This is a genomic window from Leptolyngbya sp. GB1-A1 (assembly GCF_039962475.1).
Classification (GTDB): domain Bacteria; phylum Cyanobacteriota; class Cyanobacteriia; order Elainellales; family Elainellaceae; genus Leptolyngbya_A.
The window spans coordinates 161176-174800 of sequence record NZ_JAMPLI010000002.1; the positions used below are offsets into that span (position 1 = coordinate 161176).

The 13625-nt window shown below is 52.2% G+C and carries 14 protein-coding genes; 5 read left to right on the forward strand and 9 right to left on the reverse strand.

Annotated features, from left to right (window positions below; all coding sequences use genetic code 11):
* From NDI45_RS02725 to NDI45_RS02740, 4 genes are read right to left on the reverse strand one after another with little or no spacing between them, the layout of a single operon-like run.
* Positions 1-537, reverse strand: coding sequence for a hypothetical protein (locus tag NDI45_RS02725; RefSeq protein WP_190792938.1), 537 nt, complete (start codon positions 535-537; stop codon positions 1-3).
* A 1-nt stretch (position 538) separates the two neighbouring features.
* Positions 539-1672, reverse strand: coding sequence for a glycosyltransferase family 1 protein (locus NDI45_RS02730; RefSeq protein ID WP_190792937.1), 1134 nt, complete (start codon positions 1670-1672; stop codon positions 539-541).
* Positions 1673-1711: 39 nt separating this feature from the next.
* Positions 1712-2008 (reverse strand): hypothetical protein, encoded by a 297-nt coding sequence (locus tag NDI45_RS02735; RefSeq protein WP_348246144.1) that lies wholly within the window; start codon positions 2006-2008, stop codon positions 1712-1714.
* 4 nt (positions 2009-2012) lie between these two features.
* On the reverse strand, positions 2013-3164 hold the full coding sequence (locus NDI45_RS02740; protein ID WP_190792935.1) for an NAD-dependent epimerase/dehydratase family protein: 1152 nt from the start codon (positions 3162-3164) through the stop codon (positions 2013-2015).
* Positions 3165-3406: 242 nt separating this feature from the next.
* On the opposite strand from NDI45_RS02740, the gene NDI45_RS02745 reads away from it, so the two are divergent.
* From NDI45_RS02745 to NDI45_RS02760, 4 genes are all read left to right on the forward strand, one after another.
* The gene (locus NDI45_RS02745) at positions 3407-5812 is read left to right on the forward strand and encodes an MASE1 domain-containing protein (protein WP_348246146.1); all 2406 of its coding nucleotides are present in this window, start codon (positions 3407-3409) and stop codon (positions 5810-5812) included.
* A gap of 433 nt (positions 5813-6245) precedes the next feature.
* Positions 6246-6437, forward strand: coding sequence for a hypothetical protein (locus tag NDI45_RS02750; protein ID WP_190792933.1), 192 nt, complete (start codon positions 6246-6248; stop codon positions 6435-6437).
* Positions 6438-6655: 218 nt separating this feature from the next.
* Positions 6656-7522, forward strand: a complete 867-nt coding sequence (locus NDI45_RS02755) for a 16S rRNA (uracil(1498)-N(3))-methyltransferase (RefSeq protein ID WP_348246148.1) — start codon at positions 6656-6658, stop codon at positions 7520-7522.
* A 184-nt stretch (positions 7523-7706) separates the two neighbouring features.
* Positions 7707-8804, forward strand: a complete 1098-nt coding sequence (locus NDI45_RS02760; protein ID WP_348246150.1) for a tetratricopeptide repeat protein — start codon at positions 7707-7709, stop codon at positions 8802-8804.
* A 12-nt stretch (positions 8805-8816) separates the two neighbouring features.
* On the opposite strand, the gene NDI45_RS02765 is transcribed toward NDI45_RS02760, so the two are convergent.
* The 5 genes from NDI45_RS02765 to NDI45_RS02785 all read right to left on the reverse strand — a co-directional run bounded on the left by NDI45_RS02765 (position 8817) and on the right by NDI45_RS02785 (position 13128).
* A complete protein-coding gene (locus NDI45_RS02765) occupies positions 8817-9551 on the reverse strand; it encodes a J domain-containing protein (protein WP_348246152.1) in 735 nt (244 codons plus the stop codon).
* Between the two features lie 381 nt (positions 9552-9932).
* On the reverse strand, positions 9933-10538 hold the full coding sequence (locus tag NDI45_RS02770) for an ATP-dependent Clp protease proteolytic subunit (protein WP_190792929.1): 606 nt from the start codon (positions 10536-10538) through the stop codon (positions 9933-9935).
* Between the two features lie 38 nt (positions 10539-10576).
* Positions 10577-11242 carry an ATP-dependent Clp protease proteolytic subunit gene (locus tag NDI45_RS02775; protein WP_348246154.1) on the reverse strand — a complete coding sequence of 222 codons (666 nt, stop codon included), beginning with the start codon at positions 11240-11242 and terminating at the stop codon, positions 10577-10579.
* A gap of 26 nt (positions 11243-11268) precedes the next feature.
* On the reverse strand, positions 11269-11955 hold the full coding sequence (locus NDI45_RS02780; RefSeq protein WP_190792927.1) for an ATP-dependent Clp protease proteolytic subunit: 687 nt from the start codon (positions 11953-11955) through the stop codon (positions 11269-11271).
* 102 nt (positions 11956-12057) lie between these two features.
* On the reverse strand, positions 12058-13128 hold the full coding sequence (locus NDI45_RS02785) for a gluconolactonase (RefSeq protein WP_348246156.1): 1071 nt from the start codon (positions 13126-13128) through the stop codon (positions 12058-12060).
* A 265-nt stretch (positions 13129-13393) separates the two neighbouring features.
* Between NDI45_RS02785 and NDI45_RS02790 the strand changes: the two genes are divergently transcribed.
* Positions 13394-13618 (forward strand): hypothetical protein, encoded by a 225-nt coding sequence (locus NDI45_RS02790; RefSeq protein ID WP_190792924.1) that lies wholly within the window; start codon positions 13394-13396, stop codon positions 13616-13618.
* The last annotated feature ends 7 nt before the right edge of the window (positions 13619-13625 follow it).

Below are 13625 nucleotides of genomic sequence, written 5' to 3' on the forward strand. Positions count from 1 at the left end.
TCAAAGTGCATCAGATTCCTGGCTTAGCATCCCGCAGTTATAAAAGTGCATATAGTTCTTTGCCATCGCATCGGAAAGGCGAGTATCGCGCAAATCACGCCGCATTGCCAGGAAAATCTCTGCCATGCCCTGTTCGATATCGCGCCGCACAGTTTCGTCTTCGCGAATCAGCTTCTGGATGTCTCCTGATGCTGTTGTCCAGTGGCGATCGTAGGTCTCCATATACTTAAATAGGGCTGCCAGCACTTCATCAGAAGCAAACAGCCAGCCCTTTTCGATTTCTGCCAGAATGCGTCGCCGGTCCTCGATCGCCTTTGCCAGGATCAGCCCAAACAGCGCACTGTTCAGATCCTCATACAGCTTCTGTCGCCGCTCTACCAGTTCCGACTTGCGTTTGGTATTTTCCTGCCAAGAGTAGGTTGCTAGACCGATCGCCCCTGTCAGCAAAACTCCTAGCAGCGATCCGGCAAGAGGCAGTAACAGCTTCAGCGTTTCCAGATTGCCTGCGCTAAATAATTCTGCGGCCAAAAATACCATGCTACGCTGCTGAGGGAAGCGAATGCGCGGCTAACACTGATCGATAAAAGCCCTGAAGTTGTCTAGTCGCGGCCGCCCAACCCCAGCGTTCTGCCTCCTGGCGGGCATTTTGGCGCAACAGTTCCCGTTCTTCCCGGTTGGCGAGAAGGCGTTGCGTGGCGACGATCGCCCCCTGATCATCGGTTGGGTCAAATAGATAGCCATTTACCCCGTCAGTAACGATATCGGGGATGCCGCCTGCGTTTGCTGCAATCACGGGACAGCCTGCCGCCATTGCTTCCAGTAAAACCAGTCCTAATGTCTCAGTGCGGGAAGGGAAGATAAACGCATCCGATGAAGCGAACGCTGCTCCCAGAGATTCGCCCGTGAGATATCCCACAAAATGAGTTGGCGTGTCGGCAAAAATTCGCTCTAAATCCTGCCGATAAGGGCCGTCGCCCACCAGAGCCAGTCTTGCGTTGGGAATTGCTTCCAGAATGGGTTTAATGCGATCGATTTCTTTCTCCGCCGACAGTCGCCCCACATAGAGCAGCAAAGGCGCGTCCGGGTTTCCTTGTGAGAGGTGCGATCGCATTTCCTGGCTAGCAAGATCTGGGCGAAAGAGTTCAGTATCGACGCCGCGCTGCCAGACTTCTACCCGCTCAATGTCATGACTGGTGAGGGCTTCTTCCATTGCAGTCGAGGTGCAAAGGTTGATTTGTGCCTGGTTGTGCACCATTTTCAGCAACTCCCACATTAACCCTTCCAGCATTCCCAGCCCGTAATGCTCCAGATATTTTGGTAGGTGGGTGTGGTAGGAAGCAACAAGCGGTACTTCCAGCGATTTGGCATAGTACAAGCCACCCAGTCCCAGCACTGCGGGATTAACAATGTGAATCAGATCAGGCTGAAAGTCTTCTAACGCCTGCCGAATCGAGGGACGGGGCAGAGCCAGCTTCAATTCGGGGTAAAGGGGGAGAGGGAAGCCCGGAACACCGCAGATCCTGGCGCCCCGATATTCAGAGAGCCCGCCTTCGGGGGAAAACACCAGCACCCGATCGCCCATCCGTTGCAGGTGGTCAACCGTGTGGCTGAGGCGCGTCACAATGCCGTCAACTTTGGGTAGAAACGTTTCGGTGAAGAGGGCGATCTTCATAGGGTGATGATGTGAAGACAGGACTCAGGGAACAGAAATTTATCGCGATCGATCGGGCAAGACACAAAGTCCATGAATGCCGACCGCCAAAATTGTACTGCCTAACAACACTCCAACGCCCTCAGCAAGGCAGTTGATGCGGTGTCGGTTTTCGGCGGCTTCAGCAATCATGAGATCCGTTGCAGTCACAGCAGGGCGATTTGCAAGTTCGGCATAGCGTTTTTGGCTTGCCTGAAGCTGCGCCCAGTCAGGAAACAGCCAATAGGCGCTTATACCAGCAAAAAATGCACCGGGGAGTACTGCAAACAGCAGCAGTGCCCAAACTCGCAAACCCATGCGGTTAACCTTTCCACTTCACCTTGGGCAGGATTTGATTTTCGTCTACACGCTGCTTGTACTTGATGCTGAAGTTAAGCAGTGAATCGAGCAGCGAATCGGAAAGGAAGTGCGGCTGCAAGCCCAGATCCAGCAGGTTGGTATTTTTGGCGTTGAAGTAGTGTTCTTCTTTTTCGACTCTGGGGTTTTCCAGGTGGTTGATTTCGACCTTCAAGCCCACTGAGGTTCCGGCTTTTTGCACCATGTTTGCCAGATCGCCAACGCTAAAGAGTTCTGTGAACTGGTTGAACACGCGAAACTCACCGCGATCGGCAGGATTGTTCACCGCCAATTCAATACAGCGCACGGTATCGCGAATATCCAGAAAGCCGCGTGTCTGTCCGCCCTTGCCGTAGACCGTGAGCGGATGCCCGATCGCCGCCTGAATGCAGAAGCGGTTCAGTGCCGTTCCAAACACGCCGTCATAATCGAGGCGGTTGATCAGCATTTCGTCCATGCCCGTTTCGTCAGTCAGCACACCGTAGACCACCCCCTGATTCAGGTCAGTCGCCCGCAGACCCCAAATCCGGCAGGCAAAGTGGATATTGTGCGAATCGTGAACCTTGCTGAGGTGGTAGAACGAGCCGGGCTGCTTCGGATAAGGCAAGGTATCTTTGCGACCGTTGTGCTCGATCGTGATGTAGCCTTCCTCGATATCAATATTGGGGGTTCCGTATTCGCCCATTGTGCCCAGCTTCACCAGGTGGCAGTCGGGGAAATGGTCATGCATCACGTAGAGCAGATTCAGCGTGCCGACAACGTTATTCACCTGAGTCAACACGGCGTGTTCACGATCGATCATCGAGAAAGGAGCCGACCGCTGTTCGCCAAAGTGAACGACCGAGTCTGGCTCAAACCGCAGCATGGCGTTCTTGAGAAACTCGTAGTTGTTGATGTCGCCAATGAAGAGATCGATCGTTTTGCCTGTGAGGTCTTTCCAGCGTTGAATACGTTGTTGGATGGAGGCGATCGGGGTCAGGGTTTCGATGCAAAGCTCATTGTCCCAATGCCGACGAATCAAGTTGTCGAGGATAGCGACTTCGTAGCCGCGATTTGACAGATAGAGCGCGGTTGCCCAACCGCAATAGCCATCGCCACCAATAACTAGGACTTTCATGCTGAGTTGATCTGCTTACGGATACTCCGCTAAATCTACCATTCTTAGTGACAGAATTCGACACTAATCTTCACCTGGTCTTTATACAGAAGGCAAATCCAATCAGTTCATCCGCCTGGGGGAAGTAGGAATCGGGGCAGGTGAGCCACGCTAGGCAAAGATGCAGAATTTCAAAAATTTGAGCACTCACTGAAGCATCATTAGCATCATTCCAGCGGCACAATCAGCGTTAGCAGAAACAGATGCAAACCTGCCCATCAGCAATGGATACGTTTGAGGTGGTAGATATTACGGCAAGCTCTTCCCATCGTTTTCATCACTTGCTGAGATGGAATTTTTGGCTAGTGACTGGGTCAATCGCCCTGCTTTATTGCTGGACGGCTCAACTCTGCCTTGGACTTTTAAATCTGCAAGTTGATGCCTCACCGCTTTGGATTCCCGCTGGAATTGCCCTAGCCGCGCTGCTGTGGTTTGGCGAACGAGTTTGGCTTGGGGTTGCGCTAGGTGCTTTGCTGCTGAATTATTCGCTGTCGGCTCCCTGGCTGCTGTCGCTGGGGTCGATTGCTGGAAGCACCCTGGAAGCTCTGGTCGGCGTTTACTTACTGCGTCGCTTTAGGGTGAGCTTAACCCTTGATCGATCGCGAGATGCACTCCATTTTGTGGCGCAGGGCGTTCTGATTCCACCGCTGGTCAATGCGACGATCGGCTCCTTGATGGCCTACAGTGTGGGCTATCTTGCCTGGAACGAGGTCAGCCGTAACTGGTGGACGGTTTGGCTGGGGGATGGAATGGGCATTTTGGTCTTTACACCGCTATTGCTAAACGCCGCGCACTGCCTCACCGCAAGACCGCCGCTTCACAGTCTTTCCGCAGAGCCACTTCAGAGGAATGACCTTCGCAGGGCAACCGATCGAATTCAGAAGTTTTTTGCGGCGGAGTCTGCGCTAGAGCAAAGTATCTGGGCAGGGCTGCTGATTTTGATCAGTGCCTTTGTGTTTTATTCCCGTCCGACCGAGGCGATCGCCCAATATCCCCTGGAATACGCGCCGTTTCCGCTCGTGGTCTGGGCAGCATTGCGGCTGGGACAGACCCACACCATCCTTGCCAGTTTGCTGCTGTCTACGATTGCAATCGGCGGCACGGTGTCCGGGCTGGGGCCGTTTGTGACCAAGGCACAGGATTCGAGTCAGGTGGTATTGCTGCTTCAGGCGTTTATTGGCGTCGTCACAATTACTGCCCTGATTCTGGCGGCGGCAATGGCAGAGCGGCGGCAGACAGAGGCACAGTTGCAGCTCACCGCAGAACGAAATCGATTGATTGGCGAAATGGCCCTCCGAATTCGTCGATCGCTGGATTTAAGCACCATTCTCAATACCACCGTGCAGGAAGTGCGGCAGTTTCTTCAAGCCGATCGCGTCTTTATTTGTCGGTTTGACTTCGATGGCGGCGGACGAGTAGTTGCCGAATCAGTTATCCCTGGCTGGGCATCCGCAGAGCAATGGACGACTGCACCAAGCACTTATGCCGAACTGCAAGACCTGTTTGAACGATGCCCGATCAGCGTGATAGATGATACCCGATCGATTAACGCCTCTCCGTTTATTCAGAGCTATCACGATCGCTATCGGGTGAAAGCCGGAATTGCCGTGCCGCTGTTTGTAGATGCACAGTCTAGCGTTTGCCCTCAGTCTTCTCCAGGGCAGATTCCCCCGAATAAGTCTGTGGCTCAAAATCAACCCTGTCTGTTTGGCATTTTGATTGTGAATCAGTGCAGTTTTCCGCGCCACTGGGAGCAGACCGAAATTGATTTGATCGAACAGCTTGGAACGCAGGTCACGATCGCGATTCAGCAGTCCCAGCTTTATGAACAGGTGCAGTCGCTCAACGCTACCCTAGAACAGCAAGTCACGGAAAGAACGCTTCAGCTTCAGGACAACATGGCAGAACTGGAGCAGCTCAACCAGTTACGTGATGTGCTGATTCATGCTGTATCTCACGATCTGCGAACCACTGTGATGGGAACGCTGATGGTGCTGCAAACGCTGCAAAAACAGCCTGGAGATGCCATTTCAGTGAGCCGATCACTGCTGGAGCGCATGATTCAGTCGGGTGAGGTGCAGTTAAGCAAGCTGAATATGCTGCTGGAGGTCTACCAGAACCAGACGCAGGACGTGGTGCTGCACTGGGAGCAGGTCGATCTAGCGGATCTGGTGCGATCGGTTATCGAAGAAAGCGAACCCATCCTGCTGCAAAATCAGGTAACGCTGTGCCAACACATTCCCTCCGATCTGCCTGCTGTGAAAATCGATCGCGATAAGATGCGGCGCGTCCTGCATCAGCTTGTCACCAACGCTGCAAAACACAATCCGCCCGGAATCAAAGTGGTCATTCAGGCGGGCATCGAAGCCGGACACCTGCTCTGCACCGTGACCGACAACGGCAAAGGAATTCCCGTAGACCAGGGCAATCGACTGTTTGACCTGCGGCTGGGTCGCTGCGACGAGCGCAAGCGGATCGGGCTAAGTTTGGGACTACCCTTTTGTCAGCAAATCATCCAGGCGCATCAGGGAAAAATGGGCGTAACCAGCTGTCCGGGAACCGGATCACAGTTTTGGTTTACTCTGCCAATTCAAGGCAGTTCGCTCTAGGCAGTTCATCCCAAGAAGTTAATCCTCAGAAAAGGTTTGAGGAGTAGCGATCGTTGCCCAACCTGTCTCCCTGCTCTCCAGGCTGGCGTATCCACGGTTTCTGATGGGGGCTTTAGGGGGCAATGCTTTAGGAGGCACCGTAGGAGATTTGTCGCTTCTCTAACAGGCTCCAACAAAACAGGCTCTGATCAGAACAAGAACCAGGGCAAGTAAAGTGCAGGTTCAGTCTCTCTATTCGTATTTTCACTGAGAATTCCGCCTTTATCCCTCATTGAATCTACGGACGATCGCCCAACCTTGATTAAAATTTCATACAAATAACCGAAAATAGTTTTGTATCATCAAATACCTTTCATAAAATCGGAGTCATAATAGGGGCATCCAAACCGTTCTGCCTTAGAACAGTAAGCAATCCAATTCAGGAGGTTGACCGATGCTTGATTCAATTCGTTCGGTTTCCATTCCACAAACCCTTCAGGAACTCGAACAGGCGATCGATCGCTACCGTAACAGCGAATGGAATCAGGACTTGTTTCAACAGTGGCAAGCAATCCGAATCGCGGCTCTTGCTCAAAGCACTGAATCTCAATCTGGCGATCGCATTGCCGGAGACGACAGCTACTAAATTGCCAGGAAAAACTGTGTTTAGTAACGTGGGAATGGTCGTTGGTTACTGGGAAAGAACGTCCATTTTCCAGTCAATTCGATAAGATTAGACGGCAGATAGAATTATTATTGGTTATTCGCCACGAGTTACCGCCTGTTCAAATGACTCATGACCAATAACCAATCCAAATTCCATTTCTGCCACCCTAACTTATCGCGTCTATTTGTATTCCCTACATGACTCAGCTTCAGCGTCTTGCTGTTTCTCCAAGTCAGATTGAAGCCAATCGCATTCTATTAACTGATCGTCAGCAGCATTATTTGGGGCGGGTGCTCCGCTTGCAGGCTGGCGATCGTTTTATTGCAATGGATGGGGCAGGTCAGGGGTGGCTGGCAGCTCTACGAGAAGCGGGTTCAGAAGCCGATTTGCTGGAGCCAATTTCAGCACAAACCGAGCTGCCGATCGCTGTAACGCTGCTGATTGCCCTGCCCAAAACCGGAATGGATGACATTGTTCGCCAAACGACTGAACTGGGCGTAAGCCAGATTGTTCCGATCCTGAGTGCCCGTAGCCTGCTCAATCCCAGTCCGCAAAAGCTCGATCGCTGGCAGCGCATTGCTCAGGAAGCCGCCGAACAGTCTGAACGACAGATCGTTCCCACCATTTTACCGCCCCATCGTTGGAAAGAAGCTTTGCAACAGTGGCAGGGGGCAGGCTGCTACCTCTGTGAGCCGCGAGGCGATTCCCCCTCCGGGGAACTGCGAAGCAACCGTCTTCATTTGCTCTCCTGCCTGGAATCTCAACTAATCAATCCAAACCAAATCAATCTAAATCGGATCAATCAACTCAATCCGCTCCCGGCTGTGACGCTGGCGATCGGTCCCGAAGGCGGATGGACTGAAACTGAAGTGCAGGAGGCGACCGAGGCAGGGTATCAGCCCGTGTCGCTGGGGGCACGAATTCTGCGGGCAGTCACCGCGCCGATCGTGGCTTTATCACTGGTGGGGGCCGTGATAGAAGCAAACGAGTTGGTTGTCAGAGATTTAGAGAAGGATGATCACCCAAACCGCTCCCTTGGCGAGTCAATTCTGGACGGAATCTAGCTCTCTTTTAGGCTTTAAAGCTCATTATGAATGAGGGATTGAGATTGGATTAACTCTGAATCAGGGATTGACTGCAAAACCTGGAACGTTAGCACGATCGACTTGTGAATGCCCCGTAGCCCTAATACGTCCGCTACACTGCTAAAAAAGGGATTTTCCCGTTGATCTAAAGGGATGATTGCTCATGCTCGATCAGGTGGCTGCTGCCTTTGCCCGTCAGGATTATGAAACGGCTGCCCGTTTAGTGAAGCAACTGCAACAGCAGTCTCCCAATCACCCGTGGGTGAAGCTTTATGTAGCGCGGCTTCAGGAAGTGAGTGGTCAGTTTGCCTCGGCAGAGCAGATTTATCGCACGCTGCTGCGAGACACTACCCATCCCAAAATTGCGCTTCAGGCGCGGCAGGGCTTACACCGTTTAGAAGCCGAGGCTCATCAGACTCCGTCTCATCCGACGATCGCAGAAGCAAAAGCTGATTTGGCAAATCCAGTGAACGGAGCACTGGTGCTAGAAGCCATTTCCCCAGAGGCACGACAAACCGCTGCCCAAAACTTTGCCCGCATTATGCGGCTGGATACCTATGCGGCGCGTTTACTGTTGCCCGGTCGCGGCTGGCGGCTTTATCGGCTGGGGGCAATCGACCAGTTAGAAGAATGGGGTCAACAGCTCGTTGCCGCCGAAATTCCCGTATTTTGGCTTCCTCTGGCTGCCATTCAAAGAATTCGCGTATTTCGAGTCGAGTCGCTTCAATCTACTTCGCAGCAGGCGACGGTAATTTGCCAGAGTGAGACAAACCAGAAAGGGGCTCTGCGGTTTAACTGGTCAGAAGTTGCGGGTCGAGCCGAGGGTAGACTGCCGATTTTTGAACAGGTCGTGGATAAAAACATCCACAATCAGCTCGTCCGAAAAGAACAAACGCAGGACTACGCTCAGGTGCTTGATCTGCATCTGCCGCACCGAAATAGCATTTTGCGCTTTGGCGACTGGAGCTATCAATTTGAGCAGGGCCAAGAAGCTGTCCCGTCTGACGCAGTTCGATCGACCCCCCTGACGAGCAATCGCCTGAAGTGGAATCAGCTTGTGAGATCGATCGAGGCTGCTCTGGGAAATGTCCCGGTCTGGTCTGACTTTCCTGCCTTTGGTGAAAGTGCGATCGAGCCTCTGGCAATGGTGCGACTGCCTTCCCACATCGATCTATTTCGCCAAACCCCGACTGCCTGGGATACTGCCTTTCAGCTTTATAGCGGATTGGTGTTTGAGCAAAAGTCGAAGCGATCGGCTTAAGAATTCGGGCGGTCAAAGCACTTCAATCTGGTCTATTCGGCGCATTTCACGATCGACCTCATACCAGAGCGATCGATTTTGAGGATCGGTGCGAAGTGCCTTTTGCAGGTAAATCCGGGCTTTGTCGGGCTGCTTGTCATTGATTAGGTATCGTCCAAACCGCTGATAGGTAATTGCCTGCCACTGCCGCACTTCCACGTCGTTAGGCAATCGCTGCGCCAAGCCTTCGATCACCGTCACTGCCATTGCAAACCGCTGATCGCGTAAAAGCTGCTGAAGCTGCTCGTAGATTCGTTCCTTCAGCTTGCGATCGACAACGGATAAACTGGGGTCACTCTGAAACGGTGAAGGTGGGGCAGAGTTTTCGGCGGCAGGCTCAGAAAGATTGTTGGCTGTAGGGCGATCGGGGTGGGCAGTGGGTTTAGCAGAGGTTCGACCCGATGGTTTAGCAGTGGATGAATGAGCCCCAGATCGAGTTTGTCGCCTGAAAGCCGTTCCACTCTGGGTATGCTCGCGCCCTCGCTTCAGATCAACGGTGGGCGTATCAGACTGACCTGGAGGAACGGTATTAATCAGCAATCGGTAGGCATTAGTCAGCTGAATAAATTTTTCTTTCGCGAAAATCAGATCGCTCGGATTGGCATCCGGGTGATACTGTCTTGCCAAACGACGATAAGACGATTTGATTTCGTCGTGAGAAGCACCCTTCCTCAAGCCCAGTACGCGATAGCAATCAGCCAATTCCATTGGGAACAAGGATACAAAAAAGGCAGAGTTACTTCGATTCTGCCACTGACTGCGGGAAATAGATAGACCTTGATAGTGAAATCCCGCTTTTTATTTCTTTCAAGAAATCGATCGAATCGCTAAAGAAGGTTGATCTTAGTCCCTAAACCTCCCGCTCCAGGAGGCTTTGAACGATCGGTTTTCTCAAAATCTCAGGTACTAAAATCGCAGATTAGAAGGCAGTTCCCCAGGCAATTGGATAATGCCAATGACCTGTGGTTAAAAAAGCCCTCTACAACATGGAACTGAGCAGAACGTAATTCTCTTTAAAAACTCAAAGTCCCCCAAGATTGGGGGATTCAGGGGGCAATGTAAGACTTCTGAGACGAATCTAACAATCCCTTATCGAACGAGTGCTTGACTTTCAATCACCTGATCGATCAGCCCGTACTCTTTCGCTTCTTGAGCCGACATAAAATTATCGCGATCGGTATCCCGCTCAATTTGCTCAACGGGTTTGCCTGTGTGATACGCCATCAGCGCATTCAGACGAGTCCGGGTTCGCAGGATTTCTCTGGCTTCGATGTCGATATCGGTTGCCTGTCTGCGCCCCGTGCCGCCGAGAGGCTGGTGAATCATGATGCGAGCGTGGGGCAGGGCGAGCCGTTTGCCTTTGTTGCCTGCAGTCAGGAGAAATGCCCCCATCGAAGCAGCCAGACCAACGCAGATAGTGACGACTTCCGACTTGATGTGCTGCATCGTGTCGTAGATTGCCATGCCTGCGGTGACAGAACCACCGGGCGAGTTGATATAGAGATAAATTGGCTTACTCTGGTCTTCGGAGTCGAGATAGAGCATATAGGCGACGATCGCATTCGCAATGGCATCATCGACTTCTTCAGCTAGGAAGATAATCCGCTCCCGGAACAGCCGTTCGTAAATGCTGATCCACTGCTCGTAGGAGCTTCCGGGGAGGCGATAGGGGACGCTGGGAATTCCAATGGGCATAGGGGATGTGTGGGTAGGGGTGTGGATGGGTGAGTGGGTTACACCAGGGCAGCTTGGGGTTGAGCAATTTTATTGCTTTCGGCAACGCGATCGATCAGTCCGTATTCTTTTGCCTCATGAGGCGTCATATAGAAGATGCGGTCGGTGTCTTTGGCAAGTTTCTCAACGGGCTGTCCAGTGTTCTTCGAGAGAATGTCTAAAATCAGGGACTGCTTGCCCAGCACTTCTCTGGCAGTGACCTCAATATCGGTTGCCTGTCCTTGAGTTCCGGTTCGGGTGGGCATCAGGGCGATCGAGGCGTGGGGGAGGCTTGCGCGTTTACCCTTGGTTCCCGAAGACAGCAAGAGCGCAGACATTCCGACTGCCTGACCCATACAGATCGTGATAATCTCCGATTTGATGTGCTGCATCGTGTCGTAGATTGCCAGCCCTGCCGTCACCGAAATCATGCCTGCTGTGATCGAAGCCATGCCTGCGGCAAGCGGGTCGCCCAGCGAGTTGATATAGAGGTAAATGGGCTTGTTCTGGTCGTCGGAGTCCAGGTAGAGCAGTGCTGAGACGATCGAATTTGCCAAACCGTCCGTAATCGGCTGATTCAGAAAAATGATCCGCTCCTGGCTCATGCGCGTGTAGATGTTAACCCACTGCCAGTTCGGACTGCCCGGAATGTTATAGGGAACGCGCAAAATAGGATCAACGGACATAGAGCTTTGCCAATAAAGTTTGCCAGTTAGGTCAGAGCAGGAATCGGTTTCGGCAGGTCTTTAACGCTTTCCAGAACTCGATCGAGCAGTCCATATTCCTTCGCTTCTGCTGGAGTCATATAGAACATCCGATCGGTGTCTTTGGCGATCTTTTCTGAAGTCTGACCTGTGTTGTGAGCCAGGATGTCGAGCATCGCGGCTTTGTTCACTAGCACTTCTTTTGCCCGAATTTGAATATCCGTTGCCTGACCCTGTGCGCCTGTACGCGGCTGGTTGAGGACGATCGTGGCGTGGGGCAAGCTGGCGCGGAAGCCCTTTGTTCCGGCAGAGAGAATCATGGCGGCGGTTCCCATTGCCTGACCAATGCAGATGGTGTGAACCGGAGGCTTGATGTAGCTCATCGTGTCGCAGATGGCAAATGCTTCGGTTTCGTAGCCGATCGCGTCTCCGGTGTACCAAGAGGTTCCGGTAGAGTTGATGTAGAAATAGATCGGCTTATCGGGATCGTCAAATTGCAGATAGAGCAACTGAGCAATGATCAGCTTGGTCACGTCGACGCCCATCTGTCGCTTAAAATCATCAGACGACACCAGCGGCAAGCCGAGATAGATAATCCGCTCCTTCAGCAGCAGGGAAGGGAGGTCTGGCGGCGGAGTCCGGTAAAAGGAATCTCCTCCGTAATAAGTCGATTGAACAGCTTTAATCGGTGACATAGCGTGCAGTTGAGCGCGGCTTTATTTCTACCATAGTATCGTGAACCTCTGGGGATCGGTTCAGTCCTGGGGTTGTGGCGAATTAGGGATAACCGATCGTCTTTAGCGACAGACCGATTCACTCAGGGTGAGCTGAACCAGCTTTGCAGGCTGCAATTCTCCATTAAGGGGAGCGAAAACACCTCCATTGCTCACGACATAGAGATGGTTACGATCGCTTCCTACGCCAAATGCAACGGCTGTACTGCCCACGACTCCCTGTGCCGCCTCTGCAATCACACGACGGCTTCCATCACGGCAAAATGCAACCACCGTGTTTGTCGGATGGGTTGCAAGATAAAGGGTGCCATCTGGGGCAAAGGCAAAATCATCAGCGAACGTATCTGATGCAAATAATTCGGGCTGCCCGGCGGCTCCATTTGCCTGAATTGGCACGCGCATAATATGTCTACGATCGGAGTTAGAAACGTAAGCCGCACCGTCAAAAATCTTGATCCCATTTGCGCCGGGAAAGCGGCTATCGGGAGTTTGTGGGCTGAGCGATTCATCTTGCAACCAAACCGTTGCAGTCCGGCTTCCAACATCCACACGCCACACGACTCCAACCGTACTATCCGCCACCAGAAATACCCCAGGCTGAAGTAGCGTCATACCATTGAGAAATTTTGCGTCAGGAATGGTCATCAGCGGCTCCATTGAACCGGCTGCACTGATGCGATAAACCGTTTTCAGGGGCTGTTCTTTTTGCCCTCCCACGGCGTACAGCGTTTCGTCCCTATCCAGGGCTAATCCAACAATCATTCCGTTAGAAATGGCTGCCAAAGTTGAAAGCGTTCCGTTGGGCGATCGTTGAATGACCTCCCCCGTTTCATGCCGAGAGATATACATTGTTCCAGACGAGTTGATCACAATGCTCTCTAGAAACGATCCCTCCGGGTAGCTTGCCAGCGTTTGGGCAGGAACAAGCTGCACTGAGGATTGGGCGGACTGTGCGAAACCAGGTCGGAGCAAGAGTGGGGTTGAAGCAATGAGCGTTACGCCAGACAAAACGACTGAAGTCCAGCGAGAAGCCAGAGCAAAACTGAATCTCTTGTTTTCGCCTGTCTTGTTTGTGCCTGTCCTATCTGCGCCTGTAATGAATCCAGCTTTATTGTTTAGTCCGCTGTTGCTCATGAGCCTGCTTTCCTCCAAATAGAGACTAGTGCAAACTTAGCGGATCTCTCAAAATGTTGATCCTGGAAAATCGGCTAGTTTTTGCCGTTACTTGCCCATTTGTTAGAAAATTCTCACATAGCTTCCTGTAAAAGCAGGCTAGCGATCGACCTAGCAATCCATCCCTCTGAGTTCTCTCTTTGGGGGTAATTGAGGCGATCGAGAAGTCGGTAGAATCCATACAAACCAATTTTTCTACTGCTAGCAAGTTTTATTGACAAATCCTATGCCGATCTCTAAATCTGAAGCCCGACAGCTCCTTGAGCGTCTGATTTTTGCTGATGATCCGCCTGACGAGTGGGTGCAGGATGTGTGGGGCATGAGTCCGACGCTGGGCGATACGGCAGCGAAACTGCTGGAAGTATTTGGGGATTTGGTCGAGATTTGTTCAGAGGATGAGCTGGAGATGATGCTGCAATCCTATTACCAGGATCAGTTGGGTCAGTCGTAGGGTGAGG

Bases quoted from the DNA above. Each gene is read 5' to 3' on its own strand.
- NDI45_RS02790 (WP_190792924.1), top strand. From the start codon at position 13,394: ATGCCGATCTCTAAATCTGAAGCCCGACAGCTCCTTGAGCGTCTGATT.
- NDI45_RS02740 (WP_190792935.1), bottom strand. From the start codon at position 3,164: ATGAAAGTCCTAGTTATTGGTGGCGATGGCTATTGCGGTTGGGCAACC.
- NDI45_RS02785 (WP_348246156.1), bottom strand. From the start codon at position 13,128: ATGAGCAACAGCGGACTAAACAATAAAGCTGGATTCATTACAGGCGCA.
- NDI45_RS02725 (WP_190792938.1), bottom strand. From the start codon at position 537: ATGGTATTTTTGGCCGCAGAATTATTTAGCGCAGGCAATCTGGAAACG.
- NDI45_RS02750 (WP_190792933.1), top strand. From the start codon at position 6,246: ATGCTTGATTCAATTCGTTCGGTTTCCATTCCACAAACCCTTCAGGAA.
- NDI45_RS02735 (WP_348246144.1), bottom strand. From the start codon at position 2,008: ATGGGTTTGCGAGTTTGGGCACTGCTGCTGTTTGCAGTACTCCCCGGT.
- NDI45_RS02775 (WP_348246154.1), bottom strand. From the start codon at position 11,242: ATGTCCGTTGATCCTATTTTGCGCGTTCCCTATAACATTCCGGGCAGT.
- NDI45_RS02745 (WP_348246146.1), top strand. From the start codon at position 3,407: ATGCAAACCTGCCCATCAGCAATGGATACGTTTGAGGTGGTAGATATT.
- NDI45_RS02770 (WP_190792929.1), bottom strand. From the start codon at position 10,538: ATGCCCATTGGAATTCCCAGCGTCCCCTATCGCCTCCCCGGAAGCTCC.
- NDI45_RS02760 (WP_348246150.1), top strand. From the start codon at position 7,707: ATGCTCGATCAGGTGGCTGCTGCCTTTGCCCGTCAGGATTATGAAACG.
- NDI45_RS02780 (WP_190792927.1), bottom strand. From the start codon at position 11,955: ATGTCACCGATTAAAGCTGTTCAATCGACTTATTACGGAGGAGATTCC.
- NDI45_RS02755 (WP_348246148.1), top strand. From the start codon at position 6,656: ATGACTCAGCTTCAGCGTCTTGCTGTTTCTCCAAGTCAGATTGAAGCC.
- NDI45_RS02765 (WP_348246152.1), bottom strand. From the start codon at position 9,551: ATGGAATTGGCTGATTGCTATCGCGTACTGGGCTTGAGGAAGGGTGCT.
- NDI45_RS02730 (WP_190792937.1), bottom strand. From the start codon at position 1,672: ATGAAGATCGCCCTCTTCACCGAAACGTTTCTACCCAAAGTTGACGGC.